Source organism: Pseudarthrobacter sp. GQ63 (assembly GCF_059758765.1).
The window spans coordinates 870,765-887,955 of sequence record NZ_JCAXEF010000001.1 but is presented as its reverse complement, the minus strand read 5'-3'; the positions used below and the strand labels follow the sequence as shown (position 1 = coordinate 887,955).

The following is a 17,191-nucleotide window of genomic DNA, read 5'->3' as shown; positions in this document are numbered from 1 at the left end:
TCCGGCCCGGCTAGCGTTCCGCCTGTTCCGCCGCTTCCGGAACGTCGCCCTCGTCAATGGCGTCAGGCACGTTGGGCTCCGCGTACCACAGCATGGTTTCGCCGTATTTCTTCTCGGCGAACCTGGCGAGGGCGTCAGGCCACTGCGGCTCCGGGGAACGGGATGACCGCTCCACCACCACCACGGCGGCAGCCGACAGGTGCGGTGCGAGCTTCTGGAGCGCGGCACTCAACGCCACCTCCTCAAGCGGGTACGGCGGGTCCATAAAGACAAGGTCCCACTCAGCGGTCTCCGGGGCACGGTCCAGGAAGGGTTCGACCTTCGAGCGGTGCACGGTGACGGCCTTGCGCCCCAGCACGCCGTTGACGAGGTCGGCATTGCGCTGGCACACGGCGCTTGCCTTTCCGTCCGATTCCACCAGGTCGACTGTCTGCGCTCCCCTGCTGCCGCTCTCAACCCCCAGTGAACCGGAGCCGGCATAAAGGTCCAGGACCCTGGCACCGGCAATGACGTTGAAGGCATCAAGCCGGGAGAAAAGCGCCTCCTTGACCCGGTCCGTGGTGGGCCTGGTCAGGGAACCGGGAACGGCTGTGAGGGGGGAGCCGCCGGCGGCCCCCGCAATGATCCGGCTCACTGGGCACTCCTGTCTGCGAAGCCAGGCAACCCGGCGCGCACCATGCTATCCGCGTTCAAGGAACGCCTCCTTTTCCGGATTGAGGTACTTCTCTATCGCTTCGGCAAGCTCGGGACGGTCCGCCAGGGCGGGGTCCCCGCCCACGATCTGCTGTGCATCTTCCCGTGCCCTGGCAATAACATCCCCGTGTTCCAGGACCCGCAGCAGCTTCAGGGTGGAGCGTCCGCCCGACTGCGAGGCCCCAAGGATGTCGCCCTCGCGACGCATCTTGAGGTCCTCCTCGGACAGCGCAAACCCGTCGGTGGTCGCGGCCACTGCCTCCAGCCTGCGCCGGCTGGGGTGGCCCGGCTCAAGGGAGGTTACCAGCAGGCAGGTTCCCGGGAGCCCGCCCCGGCCCACCCGGCCGCGGAGCTGGTGCAGCTGGGAGACCCCGAACCTGTCGGCATCAAGGATGACCATCAGGGTTGCATTGTGGACGTCCACGCCCACCTCGATCACGGTGGTGGACACCAGCAGCTTGATGCGGTTCGCCGCAAAATCGTCCATCACCCCGAACTTCAGGTCCGGCTCCTGCCGGCCATGGAGCGGCGCCAGCGGCACCCCGGACAATGACGGCTCCTCCAACAAATGCTCGACGACGGCGCTCACCGACGCGAGCTCCCGCCCGCCGTCGCCTTCCGTGTCCCCCGCCGGTGGCGCCGCTTCACCGGGACTGAAATCGCCGTCGTCGTCCGTACCGATCCTGGGGCAGACGACGTACACCTGGTGGCCCGCGTCAATCTCCTCCCGCGCCCTTGCCCAGATACGGCCTGCCCATGCCGGGTTCTCGGCGAGCCCCACCAGGTGCGTGGAAATGGGGGCCCTGCCGGCCGGCAGTTCGTTCAGGACGGACGTTTCGAGGTCACCAAAAACGGTCATGGCGACCGTCCGCGGGATAGGTGTGGCAGTCATGACGAGCAGGTGCGGGGGCTTCCTGGCCTTGGCCCGGAGCGCGTCACGCTGCTCCACGCCGAACCGGTGCTGCTCATCCACCACGATCAGGCCGAGGTCGTAAAAGGAAACGTTGTCGCTGAGCAGGGCATGGGTACCGATGACGATCCCCGCGGTTCCGGACGCGGCATCGAGCATGGCCTGGCGGCGTGCCGCTGTGGGCATGGACCCGGTGAGCAGCGAGACCTGGACGGAGGCGCCGTCCATTCCGCCCAGCAGGCCGTCGCTGGAAAGGGGTCCCAGCGTGCGGCGGATCGAATCGAAATGCTGCGCGGCGAGGACTTCCGTGGGCGCCAGCAGGGCCGCCTGGCCCCCGGCATCCACCACCTGCAGCATGGCCCTGAGCGCCACTACTGTCTTGCCGGAGCCCACTTCGCCCTGCAGGAGCCGGTTCATGGGGGTGTCCCGGGCCAGCTCGCCCCCCAGGGTCTCCCCGACGGCGGCCTGCCCGGCAGTGAGGGTGAAGGGAAGATCGGCGTCGAAGCGGGCCAGGAGACCGTCCGGAACGGGCCTGCGGGCGGTGGCTTCCTCCGCCGCAAGCTGGGCGCGGCGGCGGGCCAGCGCGGACTGCAGCACCAGCGCTTCCTGGTAGCGGAAACGGCGGCGGGCCTGCTGCCAGTCACCGGCTGACTCCGGCTCGTGGATCAGCCGGTACGCCGAGGCAATGGGGAGGAACTTCTCCCGTGCCGCGATGTCGGCAGGGATGGGGTCCGGCAGGGAGTCGAGGTCAGCGGTTTCGAGCAGCGTGGAGACGGCCTTCTGGATTTTCCAGCTGGGCAGCTTGGACGTGGCCGGGTACACGGGGATGGGCATGGCGGCCATCTTTTCCGGATCGCGGCCGTTGCCACTGAACATGTCCTCGTCCAGGAGCTGGTAGTCCGGGTTGGTGAGGCCGAGGGATCCCTTGAAGCTGGTGACCTTGCCGGAAAAGAGGGCCAGCCGGCCCTGGAGCAGCTCCGCCTGGGCCTTGTAGCCGTTGAAGAAGCTGATCTTGAGCGTCCCTGGCGCTTTGCCACGGTACTCCGTGCCACCTACCAGCCGAAGTCCCTGTTTCCCGTCGTCGTCCGAAACCACGACGTCGGTGATGGTGCCGCGCCGCGCCTGCATGCGGCGGGTGCTGCTGGACAGGACCCGCGCGATCAGGGTGACTTCCTCGTCCCGCGGGATCTCGCTGATGGGGGTCAGCTCCCCCCGGTTCATGTAGCGGCGCGGGTAATAGTTAAGCAGGCCCTCCACCGTGGTGATGCCCAGGTGCTTTTCAATGACTGCGGCGGAACGCTTGCCAAGCCGGCGTTCCAGCGCCAGGTCCAGTTCAGCGCTCATGCCCGCTGGAGTTCACTGCATCCGCTGCCGGATCGCGCGGCAGGGCTAGTTCGCTGATGCTGATGTTGGCTGGCTCACCGAGGGACCGGATGATCTCGACGGCGGGCTCCCCCTCGGGCACGTGGACGTGGACGCGCCACCGGTAGTTGCCCTCGGGATCGGGCCCGCTGCCCACCTGGCTCATGATGACCGATTCGCCGATCTCGTCCAGCCGCTGCCGGAGGGTGGCTGCGTTGAGCGGGGAAAGGCTGATGGTGCACATGACTTCCACGCCGTCGTCGTCCGGCATGGCGGTGTGGATGTGCGGATCCGACACGTCGTAGCCGTGCAGTCCGTCGAGGAGCTCGCTTTGGAGCTCCTCGCCCAGGATCGCCGAGCGCAGGCAATCGAGGATCAGCAGCATTCCCACCCCGCCGGCGTCCACCACGTGCGCGGAGGTCAGGGCGGCCAGTTGGTCTTCGGTGTGGATCACGGCTGCGAGGGCAGCTTCGACGGCGGCGTCCAGGGCGAGGCCCAGGGCGTGGTTGCTGTCGTCACCGTTTTGCCCTGCGTCCACGGCCGCGGCAGCCCGGGCTGCCGCTTCCATGACGGAGAGCATGGTGCCGGGAACGGGGTCGCTCAAGGCTGACCAGGCACGGATCTGGGCGCGGTTAAGCGCTGCTGCGAGGAGGGTGGATGTCAGGCGGGTGTGTCCCGCGAGCGGCTCAGCGGCGGCCGTCAGGAACACCGAGAGAAGCGTTCCCGAGTTTCCCCGTGCTTCCTCCATGGCGGCCTGGCCTGCGGTGGCCAGGACGGCGCCCACGTCCATCTGCGCAGGCTGGTCACCGCCGGCGGATACGGCCCGGGCGGCCGCCCGCACGGTGACGTAGAGGTTGGTCCCGGTGTCGCCATCGGCCACCGGGAAAATATTGATGGCATTCAGGCGGTCGCTGTGGTTGCCAAGTGCCGTCTCAGCCTTGCCCAACCACCTCTTCATCGCTTGCGCGTTGGCGGCAACCTTAGTGTGCAAAGTGATCCCATCCCCCGGTGTCCGCGGACCGGCCCGCTATTGTGACGACCGGGCGCTCGTTGATTCCCAGTGCTTGTATTGAGCCTATCGCAGTGAATCCGGCGGGCAGCAGGGTGCCGGAAGGGAATGTGGCCAGCAGCCCGTGGTCTTCCCCGCCGCCGAGCACCCAGCCGCCGGCATCCGTGTGCAGAAGGTCCGCTGCGGGCCGCAGGACGTCCTTGAGCCGCTCCAGCGGGCGCGGATGGAGGTCGACGGCGACACCGCTGGCTGCCGCCAGCCGCAGGCCGTCCCGCAGCATGCCGTCCGAGATATCCAGCATCGCTGTTGCGCCGGCAGCCCTCGCGGCAGGTCCCGCGGCCAGGGGCGGCCGCGGCCTGCACTGGAGTTCGGCCAGGCCGCGGAGCTCGGCGCTGAGTGTTTCCAGTGGAATGGTGGACTCCAGCAGGGCGAGGCCGGCGGCGGCGTGGCCGGCGGTGCCTGCGAGGGCAAGGGTGTCTCCGGGTTTGGCCCCGGACCGGAGGACTGCCGGGCCGCCGTCGAGGGTGCCCAGCACCGCAACCGTCACGGAAATTTCCCGGCCGCGCCCCAGGTCGCCTCCGGCCACCGAGCAGTTGGCTGCGCCGAGGTCCCTGATCCCGGAGGTGAGTCCGTCCGCCAGGTCCTCCACCCAGCCCACAGGGGTGTCAGGAGGAAGCGTGAGGCTCACCACCAGCGAGGTTGCGCTGGCCCCCATGGCGTTGATGTCGCTAAGGTTCTGCGCCGCTGCTTTCCAGCCGACGTCGAACCCGGTGGTTTTGTAGCCGCTTGGCCACTGGAGCCGGAAATCCTGGTCCTGGACCTGGGTGTCGATGCTGATGACAGTCCTGCCGTCCGGAGCGGCGATCACGGCAGCATCATCCCCCGGCCCCAGGAGGGTGGCGGCGCTGTGCGTGCCTTCCATGGCCAGCCGCGGAAAGATCCGGGCCAGCAGCTCGCCCTCGGAAAGGGCAGAGACAGGCGTGGCTGAGACAGGCAGGGCGGAGACAGTCAGCTGGGGCACGTCTGCAACGGGCTGGTCACTGCCGGATTGCGGACCGGGCTGGGGGCGGGAGGACGTGGGTTTTTCAGGCACCCCACTACGCTATCGCGGGGCCCTGACATTGAGGGCAGGCGGTGCCCGGCGTCGGGGCTGCCCCGTTCGCGGCGATAGGCTGGAGGGATGCACCGTCCCCAGCTTTCCCTGTCCGCCCGCACTGCCAGGCTGGCACTGATTGGGAGCCTTGCGGCCATACCCTTGACGTCCTGTTCGCCTCCCGTGGATGTTCCTGCCGCCCAGGACGCAGCCAACCCCGCCTGCGCTCCCATGATGGTGGCGTTGCCGGACGCGATTGGCGAGAACCCGCTCCGGAAGACCAACAGCCAGGCGACGGCCGCCTGGGGTGATCCATCCCTGGTGATCCTCCGCTGCGGCGTCAACGTCCCGGGACCCACGACAGACCGCTGCGTGACCGTTAACGGCATCGACTGGGTCATCAAGGAGGGCAACCCCGTCTGGACCCTGACGACCTATGGCCGCGAACCGGCAACCGAGATCCTGATGGACCCCGACAAAATCAGCTCTGCAACAGTCCTGGCAGACCTTGCAGCGGCCGCCGGCAAGGTACCGGCGGCCAGGAACTGCGTGGGCCAGGAGGACCTGCAGAACCTGCCGCCCAGCCAGTAAGGGTCCACGTTCCGGTCAGGGTGCCGGTGGTGGGCCCACGCCGGCAGGGTTCCCTGGCCGAAGCGGAGCGAGGTCAGGGTGCCGGTGGGAATGTCAGCGGAGCCCGGTTTTGCGGTGCAGCGCCAGGTAGATCAGTTCATCGATAAGGTCTGCGTAGCCCAGCCCGGAGGCCGCCCACATCTGCGGGTACATGCTCTTGGGCGTGAACCCGGGCATGGTGTTGATCTCGTTGATGATGAGCTCACCGGCGGGGGTGTAAAAGAAGTCCACACGGCTCAGTCCTTCGGCACCGACGGCGTCAAAGGCTGCCGCTGCGAGCTCGCGGACCCGGGCGATGGCTTCCTCGGGAATGTCTGCCGGGCAGCTGAGGGAGGCGGCGTCGTCCTCCACATACTTGGCGTTGAAATCGTAGAACTCGTGGGTGCCGCCGGCCACGGAGATCTCCCCGGGCATGGAGGTCCGCGGAGCGTCTGTGCCCCTGCCCTCGAGGACAGCGCATTCAATCTCCCGGCCAATAATCCCGGCCTCGATCACCAGCTTGAGGTCATGCTTGCGGGCTTCCTCGATGGCGGCGTCGAGGTCCGCCAGGGAATCAACCTTGGAAATGCCCATCGAGGAGCCTGCGCGGGCCGGTTTGACGAAGACCGGGAAGCCCAGCCGGTCCACCTGTTTCCGTACCAGCTCCGGGTCCTTGAGCCACTGCCGGTCGGTGACCGCCACATACGGGCCCACGTGCAGCCCGGCCGCCTCGAAGACCACTTTCATGTAGTGCTTGTCCATGCCCACGGCGGAAGCCAGGACGCCGGCGCCCACGTAGCGGGTGTCCGAGAGTTCCAGCAGCCCCTGGATGGTGCCGTCCTCGCCGAAGGGGCCGTGAAGCAGCGGGAAGACCACATCAACGGTTCCGAGCTCCTGGGGCACCTCGTTCGGGGAGGCCACGATCAGCTGGTGTTCGCCCCCGATTTCCGCCAGGGTGACGGTCTGCGGTGACGGCGCCACCTCTGGCAGGGCCGTCGACGCCAGGGACCATTGGGCGGTGTCGGCGCCCGCGAGGACCCATTGCCCGGTCTTGGCGATTCCAATCGGAATCACCTCGTACTTGTCCTTGTTGATGGCGCCGAGCACACCGGCAGCCGTTACGCAGCTCACGGCGTGCTCGCTGGAGCGGCCGCCGAAAAGTACCGCCACCCGGGGTTTCGCCCGCGGCGCGGTCTCCCCCGCGGCCAGGTTTTCGTGGGACATCGTCAGTAATCGCCTTCAGGTTTCAGTTCCCGGGACAGCAGGAGGGGCCCCAGTTGGTCAACGGACAGCTTGCCGGCCAGCACGGCAACGACGGCGGCAGTGATAGGCATCTCGACGCCCAGCTTGCCTGCCAGTTCGTGGACGGCCTGGCCCGATTTTATGCCTTCGGCGGTCTGGGTCATCTTCTGGCCCACCTCCTCCAGCGTGAGGCCCTGGCCGAGCAGCCGGCCCGCGGTGTGGTTGCGCGAGAGCGGCGAGGAGCAGGTAGCCACGAGGTCGCCCAGCCCGGCCAGGCCGGCCATGGTCTTGGCCTCGCCGCCCAGTGCCAGGGCGAGGCGGGACGTTTCGGCGAGGCCGCGGGTGATGACGGACGCTTTGGTGTTGTCCCCCATCTGTTTGCCCTCGCAGATGCCCACGGCCAGCGCAATGACGTTTTTCACGATCCCGCCGATCTCCACCCCAACGACGTCCGCCGTGGTGTAGGGCCGGAAATAGGGAGCGGTGCAGCTCCTGGCGATCCAGCCGGCAGCGGCGGAATCCGTGCAGGCAACCACCGATGCGGTTGGTTCTTCGCGGGCGATCTCCATGGCCAGGTTGGGACCGGACACAATGGCGATGCGTTCGGCGGGCAGGCCAAGCTCCTCGCCGATGACCTCGCTCATCCGGGCGTCCGTGCCGAGCTCAAGGCCCTTCATCAGGGAAACAACCATGGCGTCCGGCGCGATCAGGCCCTTCCACTCCCGCAGCTGCGGCCGTAAGGACTGCGCCGGGACGGCGATGACCACGAGGTCCGCGCCGTCCAGGACAGCGGCAACGTCCGTGGACGCCGAGATGCTCTCCGGGAGCGGGACGTCCTTCAGGTACTGCTCGTTGACGTGGCTGGTGTTGATCTGGTCCACCACTTCAGCGCGGCGGCCCCACAGCCTGATGCTGCGCGGATCCCCTGCTGCAGCCGCTGCATCAGCCAGGATCTTGGCGAACGTTGTCCCCCAGGAGCCGGCACCGAGGACAGCAACGGAACGGGCCGAGCCCGCCTGCCTTTCCCCAGCGGTCACGGAGTTTCCGTTCCAGTGCCGGGTTGCTGCTGTCCGCGCTCCACGAACCTGCCGTGCTTCGCCTGCTGCTGCTTGGCCGGGTCCCAGCGCTCCGCGGGAGGCTCTTCCTGGCGGATCTCCGCGAGAAGGCTGGTGATTGCGTCCATGATTGCGTCCGTGGCGCCTGTCAGTGTGGCTTTGTCCAGCGGACGGCCGGCGAAGGCGCTCAGGTCCACGGGATCGCCCACAACAACCCTGGACCTCTTGCGCGGGAACAGGTGGAACCGCTTGCCGTAGCGGGGGAAGACCTCGTGGGCACCCCAGTGGGCGATCGGCACCACCGGGATGCCGCCTTCAAGGGCGAGCCGCGCTGCGCCCGTGTGGCCCTTCATGGGCCACAGGGCAGGGTCACGGGTGAGGGTGCCCTCGGGATAGATGATGATGGCACCGCCCTCGGCAACGATCTCCTGCGCGAGCTGGAGGGAGCGGTTCGCCCCCGCCGTCGAACGCTCCACCGGGATCTGCTTGGTGGCCCGCAGGACCCAGCCCAGGACCGGAACCTTGAACAGGCCGGACTTGGCGAGGAAGTGCGGGGCAATCCCGTGGTTGTAGAGGAGGTGGCCCACGATCAGGGGATCGATCTCGGTGCAGTGGTTTGGCGCCGCAATAAAGCCGCCGGCAGGCAGCTTATCGGTGCCCTCCCACTTCTTGTCCATCATGAGGTTGAACAGGGGGCGGACTATTGCGGCGACCACCGCAAGGGTGGCGCGGCTCTTGGCCGGTTCCTTCACGTCTGCCCGCTACTTCGTGGTGGTGATGTCGAAGTCGGCACCCAGCCCGGCCAGTTTTTCGGTAAACCGTTCGTAGCCGCGGTTGATGATGTCGATGCCGGTCACGCGCGAGGTTCCCGTGGCCGCCAGTGCTGCAATCAGGTGGCTGAAGCCGCCGCGGAGGTCCGGAACGTCGATGTCGGTGCCCTTGAGCTGGGTGGGTCCGGAGATCACGGCCGAATGCAGGAAGTTGCGCTGGCCAAAGCGGCACGGCACGCTGCCCAGGCATTCCCGGTGCACCTGGATGCTGGCACCCATCCGGATGAGCGCATCCGTGAATCCGAAGCGGTTCTCGTAGACAGTCTCGTGAACGATTGACACGCCTTCGGCCTGGGTCAGGGCCACCACCAGGGGCTGCTGCCAGTCCGTCATGAAGCCGGGGTGCACGTCCGTCTCCAGGACCAGCGGGTTGAGCTTGCCGCCGTGGTGGTAGAAACGGATGCCGTCCTCGCCGATGTCCATCCCGCCGCCCACCTTGCGGTAGGTGTTCAGGAAGGTCATCATGTCCCGCTGGGATGCGCCTTCAACAAAAATGTCGCCCTTGGTGACCAGGGCAGCAGAGGCCCACGACGCTGATTCGTTCCGGTCCGAGAGTGCCCGGTGGTTGTAGCCGCCGAGGTCGCGGACACCTTCAATGCGGATGGTCCGGTCCGTCTGGACGCTGATGATGGCGCCCATCTTCTGCAGCACGGCGATGAGGTCGATGATCTCCGGCTCGGTGGCGGCACCGGAGAGCTCGGTGATGCCTTCGGCGCGGGTGGCGCTCAGCAGGACCTGCTCGGTGGCGCCCACCGACGGATACGGAAGGGAGATCTTTGCCCCGTGCAGGCCCTTGGGTGCCGAGATGTGGATCCCGCCGGGGCGCTTCTCCACCACGGCACCGAACTGGCGCAGCACGTCCAGGTGGTAGTCGATGGGGCGGTCGCCGATTTTGCAGCCGCCGAGATCGGGAATGAACGCCTCGCCGATGGCGTGGATCAGCGGCCCGCAGAGCAGGATGGGAATCCGGGAGTCGCCAGCGTGGGCGTCAATGGCAGTGCTGGAGGCCGTCTTGGCTGCCTTCGGATCCAGCGTGAGGTCCCCGTTGACCGGGTCCTTGACCACGGTGACGCCGTGCAGCTGCAGGAGGGAGGTGACCACCTCCACATCCTTGATCTCCGGGACGTTCCGCAACACCGAGGGTTCGTTGCCCAGCAACGCTGCCACCATCGCCTTGGGGACAAGATTCTTTGCTCCCCTGACGCTGACGCGGCCTGTAAGCGGGACTCCGCCGCGGATTGTCAGAACACTACTCATATACCGGTTTCCTTACGATCACTCGCCCCCAAATCCTTGCAAAGGCTCCAACCAAGCATAGGAGGTTGCGTTACCGAACCGAAATACGCAGGCGACGGCGGCAGGGCGTGGCGCGCCGCCGTCGCACCTTTTTATGACATGGAACTCTGCTTCAGCCCGCGGAGGAAAGGCGCGCAGGCAGGGTTTTGGGCTTGAACGAGGGCCGGGTGGCCTCGTAGGCCGTGATGTCCGCCTCATGCTGCAAGGTCAGCCCGATGTCGTCGAGGCCTTCCAGCAGGCGCCAGCGGGTGTAGTCGTCGATCTCGAAGGGCGCAACGATGTTTCCGCACACCACCGTCTTGGACACCAGGTCCACAGTGACTTCGGTCCCCGGAGCGTTCTCGAGTTCCTTCCAGATGAGCTCGATGTCGTCCTGGGAGAGCTCGGCGGCCAGCAGGCCCTGCTTGCCGGAGTTCCCGCGGAAGATGTCGGCGAAGCGCGAGGAGAGGACGGCCTTGAAGCCGTAGTCCTTCAGGGCCCAGACGGCGTGCTCGCGGGACGATCCGGTACCGAAGTCCGGGCCAGCCACCAAAACGGAGCCGGCAGAGAAGGGCTCCTTGTTAAGGATGAAGGACGGGTCCTTGCGCCATGCCGAGAACAGGGCGTCCTCGAAGCCGGTCCGGGTGATCCGCTTGAGGTAGACGGCAGGGATGATCTGGTCCGTGTCCACGTTGCTCTGCCGCAGCGGGACGCCGATTCCTGTGTGGGTGGTGAACTTTTCCATGGCGTGTCCTAGGCTGCGTCGGTGCGGATGGCGGCGGATTCGGGGGCCGGATCAAGGTCCGACGGCGAACTCAGGGTGCCCCGGATGGCGGTGGCAGCGGCGACCACCGGGGACACCAGGTGGGTGCGGCCGCCCTTGCCCTGGCGTCCTTCGAAGTTGCGGTTCGAGGTGGAAGCGCAGCGCTCCCCCACCTCCAGCTGGTCCGGGTTCATGCCCAGGCACATGGAGCAGCCGGCAAAGCGCCACTCGGCGCCGAAGTCCTTGAACACGCGGTCCAGGCCCTCGGCCTCTGCTTCCAGACGCACGCGCGCGGAGCCCGGAACAACCAGCATCCGGACGTTGGGGTCCTTTTGGCGTCCGCGGATGATGTCCGCGGCAGCCCGCAGGTCCTCCATGCGGGAGTTGGTGCAGGAGCCCAGGAACACCGTGTCCACGCGGATGTCCTTCATCGGGGTGCCGGCCTCCAGCCCCATGTACTGCAGCGCCCGCTCGGCGGCAGCCTTCGCGTTCTCGTCGCCGAAGTCCTCCGGGGACGGCACGGACTCGGACAGCGAGACGCCCTGGCCGGGGTTGGTGCCCCAGGTGACGAAGGGTTCCAGGGTGTCAGCGTCCAGGTCAACCTGGGCGTCGAAGACGGCGTCGTCGTCGGTGCGCAGCGTGTTCCAGTACTCGACGGCGGCGTCCCAGTCGACACCCTGGGGAGCGTGCGGACGGCCCTCCATAAAGGCGTAGGTGGTTTCGTCCGGCGCCACCATGCCGGCGCGGGCACCGGCTTCGATGGACATGTTGCAGATGGTCATGCGCGCGTCCATGGACAGCGAGCGGATGGCGGACCCACGGTATTCCAGGACATAGCCCTGCCCGCCGCCGGTGCCGATCTTGGCGATGACGGCCAGGATGATGTCCTTGGCGGTCACGCCGGGACGCAGTGTGCCCTCGACGTTGATGGCCATGGTCTTGAATGGCTTTAGGGAGAGCGTCTGGGTGGCCATGACGTGCTCCACCTCGGAGGTGCCGATGCCCATGGCCAGGGCGCCGAAAGCACCGTGCGTTGACGTGTGGGAGTCGCCGCAGACCACTGTCATTCCCGGCTGGGTGAGGCCCAGCTGCGGGCCGACCACGTGGACGATGCCCTGCTCCGCGTCCCCGAGGCTGTGCAGCCGGACACCGAACTCGGCGCAGTTGTTGCGCAGGGTCTGGATCTGGGTGCGGCTGGTGAGGTCGGCGATAGGCTTGTCGATGTCCAGCGTGGGAGTGTTGTGGTCCTCCGTGGCGATGGTGAGGTCCGGGCGGCGCAGCTTGCGCCCTGCCAGGCGCAGGCCTTCAAACGCCTGCGGTGACGTCACTTCGTGGACCAGGTGGAGGTCGATGAAGAGAAGGTCGGGCTGGGCGTTGGCACCGTCACCATCACCTTTGCGCACCACGTGTGCGTCCCAGACTTTCTCGGCCAATGTCTTTGCCATGGCCATCTCCCTTCACTGCTGTTTGGCTGATGAGATCAACTGAATCAGGACGGCTCGGCACTGCGCCAGCCGAAAGATTTGCATCTCAGATATTGAGACGGCAATATCATTACATGGACAATTCTAGTGGAGTCGGTGTCATTGATAAAGCGGCCCAGGTGCTTGATGCGCTCGAAGCCGGCCCCACCACGCTGGCGCAGCTTGTGGCAGCCACCGGCCTGGCCCGGCCCACTGTCCACCGCCTGGCCCTCGCCCTGGTCCACCACCGCCTGGTGAGCCGCGACATCCAGGGCCGTTTTGTCCTGGGAAGCCGCCTGGTTGAGCTGGCCTCGGCTGCAGGCGAGGACCGTCTGATAGCTTCCGCCGGGCCCGTCCTGATGCAGCTGCGCGACGCCACCGGGGAAAGCGCCCAGATTTTCCGCCGCCAGGGTGACTGGCGCGTGTGCGTTGCGTCGGCCGAACGGCCCATCGGCCTTCGCGACACCATCCCCGTAGGCACCCAGCTGTCCATGAAGGCAGGTTCGGCAGCGCAGGTGCTGCTCGCGTGGGAAGACCATGACCGCCTTCTCGAGGGACTGCAGTCAGCACGCTTCACGCCGACGGTCCTGGCAGGAGTACGACGCCGGGGCTGGGGACAGAGCCTCGGCGAACGGGAGCCGGGGGTCGCCTCCGTCTCCGCACCGGTGCGCGGACCGTCCGGCCGGGTCATCGCGGCCGTCTCCATTTCCGGGCCCATTGAGCGCCTCACCCGCCAGCCCGGCCGGCTGCACGCGGAAGTAGTGTGCAACGCCGGACGGCTCCTCACCGAAGCCCTCCGCAAGAACAACGACTGACGCCCGGCCTAGGCCGACGCAACCAGCCCGCCCGGCGCTAGGATTTCGCCATGGGCAGCTATGCGGTTTTTCTCCGTGGCATTAACGTGGGCGGCATCAACATCAAAATGGCCGCCTTGCGGGACGCCCTCCAGGCTGCCGGATTCCAGGACGCCGGGACACTGCTTGCGAGCGGAAACGTGGTCCTCACCAGCAACCTCGGCGCCGCCGCTGTGAAGCGCACCTGTGAGAAGTGCCTCCGGGATGCCTTTGGCTATGATGCCTGGGTGGTGGTCCTCGAGGCCGGCCGGGTCTCAGAACTCGTGGCGGCGTGCCCCTACCCGGACGACGACAAGGCCACCCATACCTACATCACGCTCTCCTCGGACCACGACGTGCTCGATGAACTCGACGCGGCCGGGGCCGCCCTGGAAGGACACCAGCAGAAGAGGCTGGGGCCGGAGGCGCTGGCCTGGCTGGCACCGGCCGGCGGAACCCTGGACAGCCCCTTCAGCAAGATCTCCGCCAAAGCGAAGTTCAAAGCCGCAACCACGACGCGCAACCTTCGGACACTGGTCAAGGTCCGGGACGCAGCTAGCCGGCTGCAGCCGTCCTGAGCGCAGCATCGAATGCGGCCTGCCTGCTGACCTCCAGCTCCACCGGTTCCACCACGAGTTCCTGCGCAACAGCAGCCACCGCGGCATTGAGCCTCTTCCGTGCCCTCGCTGCCCGTATGTTGGCCGCAGCCGCGGCTATGAAGCGGCCGGTGATGGCCAGGAAAATACCCAGCACCACACCCCCTGCAATCATCAGGGTGGGAATTGGCCAACCCTCCACCCGGGGCACCTCAGGCACGGGCATCTGGAAATAGCCCAGCGCAGCCAGGACGCCGAGCCAGCCCAGTCCGCCCAGGACGGTGAGCAGCGCCAGCCACTGCACCACGTTGAAAACTCCCCACCACCAGGACTTCCGGTTGGCGGCGAGGTCCGTTCCGGCGATGGCCTGGTCAAGTGCATCGGGCAGCCGCTCCCGCCCCTCCCTGGCGGCTCCCCGGATGGCGGCCCGCCAGGGCCCGGGAGCGCCGGTGCTCGCGGCGTCGGCGAAGTCACGCACGGCGGCGTCCGTGCGTGCCCGCTCCGGCGCACCTGCCGGTGGCAGGGATGTCCGGTTGAGCTCCGATGGCGCCGCGCTGCGCAGGTTGAGCCGCCGCAGCGGATCAGCACGGAACCGGGAGAGCCACCGGGTCACGGGCCAGCCCGTGCGCCTGACGGACTCCAGCCGGTAGGACTGGCCCACCGCGCGGACCACTACGGGAACGTTGGCTGCCACAGCCAGTTCGTCGGCAAGGCGGGTAATGGCCGCAGGCCGTACACCGGCTGCGGTTCCCTCGCCGGACACCGCGCCCAGCTCCGCTGATGCCTTGGTGATATCGGCAGAAAGCCGCTGCGACTGGGCCTTGCGTTTAATGGCAACCCCACGGATGGCAGCCCGGACCTGGTCAACGCCGGCTCCCGTCAACGCCGAAGCCGCAAGCACCTGGACCTTGGCAAGTCCGTCGCGGGCAAGGATGGAGCGCAGGGAATCCAGGACGGGCTGCACATCACGTTCCGGCAGCAGGTCCACCTGGTTCAGGACCACCAGGGTCACCGCGCCGTGCGAGGCCAGGCGGGACAGGAAGTCGTTGTGCACTGCCGCGTCGGCGTACTTTTGCGGATCAAGGACCCACACCAGGACGTCCACCATTCCCACCATCCGCTGTACCACCTCACGGTTGGATGCCTTGGTGGAGTCCAAGTCCGGCAGGTCCAGCAGGACCAGGCCGGTGTCCTCGTCCGCGAATCCTTCGACAGCAGCGGCGTGGTGGCGGTTGCGGACCTCCAGCCAGTCCAGCAGCGGTTCGCTGCCGTCCGCACCCCATACCCCTGCCAAAGGTTCCGACGTCGTTGGACGGCGCGCTGCCGCCGTCGCAATTTCCGCGCCGCTGACAGCGTTGAAAAGGGAGGATTTTCCGCTGCCCGTGGCACCAAAAAATCCCACCACCGTGTGGTCTGCAGAAAGCGACCGCCGCGAACTTGCGCGCTCCAGGACACTGAAGACTTCCTGCAGGGACTCGTCCGGAAGGACGCCTTCGCCAAGCTCGCGGGCGTCGTTGAGGGCGGAAAGCCGGCGGTCCAGCCGGGTCGCCTCCCGGGCGCCACTGTGGCGGCTCATGCGTTGTCCGCCAGCCGCACCAGGGCGGCGGCGTGCGCAGCCAGGGTGTCGGGAATGCTGCCGTCGTATTCCGGCAGGCGGGAGAGGAACTTGCGCCTCTCTTCCTGCAGCAGCACCAGGCATCGGGTGTGAAGGTCCTCGCGCGCTTTTTCGGCCATGCGCCTGACGGCGTCCTCGCCGAAGACGGCCTCGAGCAGCCGTTGGCCCACGACGGCGGTTCCTCCGGCGACACCCACCTCGAGTCCCGTGAGCCCCGCCGTCATGGAGAAGACGACGATCATCAGCGCGGCGCCGAGTCCGTTGATGCCGAAGGACAGCCAGCGGGCCTGCGTCCGCTTTCCCTGGCCCTCGGTGCGGATCATGTCCATCAGGGCTTCCTGCCAGGCCCGGATCTCTGCGGCGGCGCGGTCTTCAAAGCCCGGCGTTGTGCCGGAGAGGTCGTCCGTACCCAGCAGCTGGCGCCCGGCGGGATCGTTCCGCCAGCGCTGGTCCGTGTCCTCGGCGGCATTAACGGCCTCGTCAACAATGACTGCCTGCAGGCCGGTCTCGATGGCGGCTTCCACCCTGACGGCGGGTGCGGGTTCACCACGGAAGAAGGCACCCACGCGGTCGCGGAACCGTCCCACGTTCTGCTCGAGGGTGCGGAAGAATTCCCCCGTACCCACAAAGTCCTGCCAGCGGGCCAGCACCTCTCCCCTCAGGAGCGCGCCGTCCCTCGTGGCATCCAGGATGCGGTCCGCAGCGTCCCGGTAGGCCCCGACGGCCGCTTCTTCGAGGTTGGTGGCGGCGTGCTGCTGCTCCCGCGCGGCCTGCGAGACGGCGGAGACGCGCCCTGCCATCGCCCGCACAGTCCCGTTCAACGTGCGGCGGGCGATGTCGGAGCGGCCGGCGGCGTCGGCGGCCAGGTCCGCCAGCCAGGCCCGCAGCGGCTGGACGGCCCCGGCGGGCAGCATGCCCATCGGATCCAGGGTGGTCTCCGGAATGACGAACAGCTGCGCCGCGGCGAGGCCTTCCCGGTCAAGGAGGCTGCGCAGGTCCTCGCTGACTTCTTCTTCCGCACCCGGAGGAACCCTGTCCAGGACCACCCCCACCATGATGTCCCGCGAAGCGGCGTTGAGGAGCAGCTTCCAGGGCACGGCGTCGGCGTAACGGTTGGCAGTGGTAACGAAGACCCACAGGTCGGCGGCAGCCAGGAGCTGGGCAGCCAGCTTGCGGTTGTCATCCGAGATGGAATCAACATCCGGGGCATCCAGGACGGCAACTCCGGCGGGCACTCCCGGGTCTGCCACGAGGACAAGGGAAGACATGGCGGCTGCATCCGGAACCGCTCCTGCCCGGTTTGCCGGCACGGGGCTGTGGGTAACGGACCCACGAATCCTGCTGAGGCTCGGCAGCACACGCTGGCCCTCGAACCAGTCCGCCTCCGACGGGTGGTGCAGGAGGATGGGCTGGCGGGTGGTGGGACGGATGGCGCCTGCGCGGGTGACCGGGTGCCCCACGATCCCGTTCACGAGGGTTGACTTGCCTGCACCCGTGGAACCCCCGACGACGGCCAGGAGCGGAGCGTCAAGGCTCCGATACCGCGGAAGGATGTAATCATCGAGCTGGGCCACGGCGCTGGCTGCCTCACGCCGGGCCTGCTCCGAGTCAGGCAGGGCAAGCGGCAGCTCGGTGGCGGCCAGATCCTCGCGCACCTCTTCCAGCAGCGCGACGGCCGCCAGGGCTGCGGCACTGCCCGTGGGCGTGTGCTGCGGGTGGTCCTGCTCGTTCGGGGAGGTCACAGCAACATCATGCCAGTTCGGGCTCCACACGGCCGCAGTTCGGGCGCGCGTTGCCGGTGGGCTCCAGCACAAACAGAAAATGGCCCCGGGCTTGTGCCCGG

At 67.5% G+C, this 17,191-nt stretch carries 15 protein-coding genes; 3 read left to right on the top strand and 12 right to left on the bottom strand.

The genetic code is table 11. The features are described 5' to 3' along the window. Positions 1-10 precede the first annotated feature (10 nt). The 4 genes from rsmD to thiL are packed head-to-tail and all read right to left on the bottom strand — an operon-like array spanning position 11 to position 4,896. Complete coding sequence (rsmD, locus tag AC6CHP_RS04255) at positions 11-634, bottom strand: 16S rRNA (guanine(966)-N(2))-methyltransferase RsmD (RefSeq protein ID WP_104184834.1); 624 nt, start codon at positions 632-634, stop codon at positions 11-13. A gap of 45 nt (positions 635-679) precedes the next feature. Continuing rightward, positions 680-2,947 carry an ATP-dependent DNA helicase RecG gene (locus tag AC6CHP_RS04250; protein WP_377193220.1) on the bottom strand — a complete coding sequence of 756 codons (2,268 nt, stop codon included), beginning with the start codon at positions 2,945-2,947 and terminating at the stop codon, positions 680-682. Beyond that, positions 2,937-3,923: a DAK2 domain-containing protein gene (locus AC6CHP_RS04245; RefSeq protein ID WP_498228270.1), complete on the bottom strand. Its 987-nt coding sequence runs from the start codon at positions 3,921-3,923 to the stop codon at positions 2,937-2,939. Before AC6CHP_RS04245 ends, AC6CHP_RS04250 begins: the two co-directional genes overlap by 11 nt. Positions 3,924-3,945: 22 nt before the next feature. Then, on the bottom strand, positions 3,946-4,896 hold the full coding sequence (gene thiL, locus AC6CHP_RS04240) for a thiamine-phosphate kinase (RefSeq protein ID WP_188728235.1): 951 nt from the start codon (positions 4,894-4,896) through the stop codon (positions 3,946-3,948). Positions 4,897-5,154: 258 nt separating this feature from the next. Between thiL and AC6CHP_RS04235 the strand changes: the two genes are divergently transcribed. Next, on the top strand, positions 5,155-5,658 hold the full coding sequence (locus tag AC6CHP_RS04235) for a DUF3515 domain-containing protein (protein WP_188728003.1): 504 nt from the start codon (positions 5,155-5,157) through the stop codon (positions 5,656-5,658). A gap of 93 nt (positions 5,659-5,751) precedes the next feature. Here the strand turns inward: AC6CHP_RS04235 and AC6CHP_RS04230 are convergent, their stop codons facing one another. From AC6CHP_RS04230 to leuC, 6 genes are all read right to left on the bottom strand, one after another. Next, positions 5,752-6,900: a D-alanine--D-alanine ligase family protein gene (locus AC6CHP_RS04230; protein ID WP_498228269.1), complete on the bottom strand. Its 1,149-nt coding sequence runs from the start codon at positions 6,898-6,900 to the stop codon at positions 5,752-5,754. Between the two features lie 2 nt (positions 6,901-6,902). Beyond that, positions 6,903-7,955 (bottom strand): NAD(P)H-dependent glycerol-3-phosphate dehydrogenase, encoded by a 1,053-nt coding sequence (locus AC6CHP_RS04225; protein ID WP_188727999.1) that lies wholly within the window; start codon positions 7,953-7,955, stop codon positions 6,903-6,905. Continuing rightward, on the bottom strand, positions 7,952-8,725 hold the full coding sequence (locus AC6CHP_RS04220; RefSeq protein WP_188727997.1) for a lysophospholipid acyltransferase family protein: 774 nt from the start codon (positions 8,723-8,725) through the stop codon (positions 7,952-7,954). The genes AC6CHP_RS04225 and AC6CHP_RS04220 overlap by 4 nt, the downstream gene beginning before the upstream one ends. 9 nt (positions 8,726-8,734) lie before the next feature. Then, on the bottom strand, positions 8,735-10,060 hold the full coding sequence (gene murA, locus AC6CHP_RS04215; RefSeq protein ID WP_066276889.1) for a UDP-N-acetylglucosamine 1-carboxyvinyltransferase: 1,326 nt from the start codon (positions 10,058-10,060) through the stop codon (positions 8,735-8,737). Positions 10,061-10,211: 151 nt separating this feature from the next. Further along, the gene (leuD, locus tag AC6CHP_RS04210; RefSeq protein WP_188727996.1) at positions 10,212-10,823 is read right to left on the bottom strand and encodes a 3-isopropylmalate dehydratase small subunit; all 612 of its coding nucleotides are present in this window, start codon (positions 10,821-10,823) and stop codon (positions 10,212-10,214) included. 8 nt (positions 10,824-10,831) lie between these two features. Continuing rightward, on the bottom strand, positions 10,832-12,286 hold the full coding sequence (gene leuC, locus AC6CHP_RS04205) for a 3-isopropylmalate dehydratase large subunit (RefSeq protein WP_498228268.1): 1,455 nt from the start codon (positions 12,284-12,286) through the stop codon (positions 10,832-10,834). A 113-nt stretch (positions 12,287-12,399) separates the two neighbouring features. On the opposite strand from leuC, the gene AC6CHP_RS04200 reads away from it, so the two are divergent. Together AC6CHP_RS04200 and AC6CHP_RS04195 are read left to right on the top strand one after the other, a co-directional pair. After that, a complete protein-coding gene (locus AC6CHP_RS04200) occupies positions 12,400-13,119 on the top strand; it encodes an IclR family transcriptional regulator (protein WP_066276894.1) in 720 nt (239 codons plus the stop codon). Positions 13,120-13,169: 50 nt separating this feature from the next. Next, positions 13,170-13,715, top strand: coding sequence for a DUF1697 domain-containing protein (locus AC6CHP_RS04195; protein ID WP_188727993.1), 546 nt, complete (start codon positions 13,170-13,172; stop codon positions 13,713-13,715). On the opposite strand, the gene AC6CHP_RS04190 is transcribed toward AC6CHP_RS04195, so the two are convergent. Both AC6CHP_RS04190 and AC6CHP_RS04185 read right to left on the bottom strand, forming a co-directional pair. Next, positions 13,693-15,309, bottom strand: a complete 1,617-nt coding sequence (locus tag AC6CHP_RS04190; RefSeq protein ID WP_498228267.1) for a GTPase — start codon at positions 15,307-15,309, stop codon at positions 13,693-13,695. The two genes, AC6CHP_RS04195 and AC6CHP_RS04190, sit on opposite strands and share 23 nt — an antisense overlap. Beyond that, on the bottom strand, positions 15,306-17,090 hold the full coding sequence (locus AC6CHP_RS04185) for a dynamin family protein (RefSeq protein ID WP_498228266.1): 1,785 nt from the start codon (positions 17,088-17,090) through the stop codon (positions 15,306-15,308). The genes AC6CHP_RS04190 and AC6CHP_RS04185 overlap by 4 nt, the downstream gene beginning before the upstream one ends. Between the last annotated feature and the right edge of the window lie 101 nt (positions 17,091-17,191).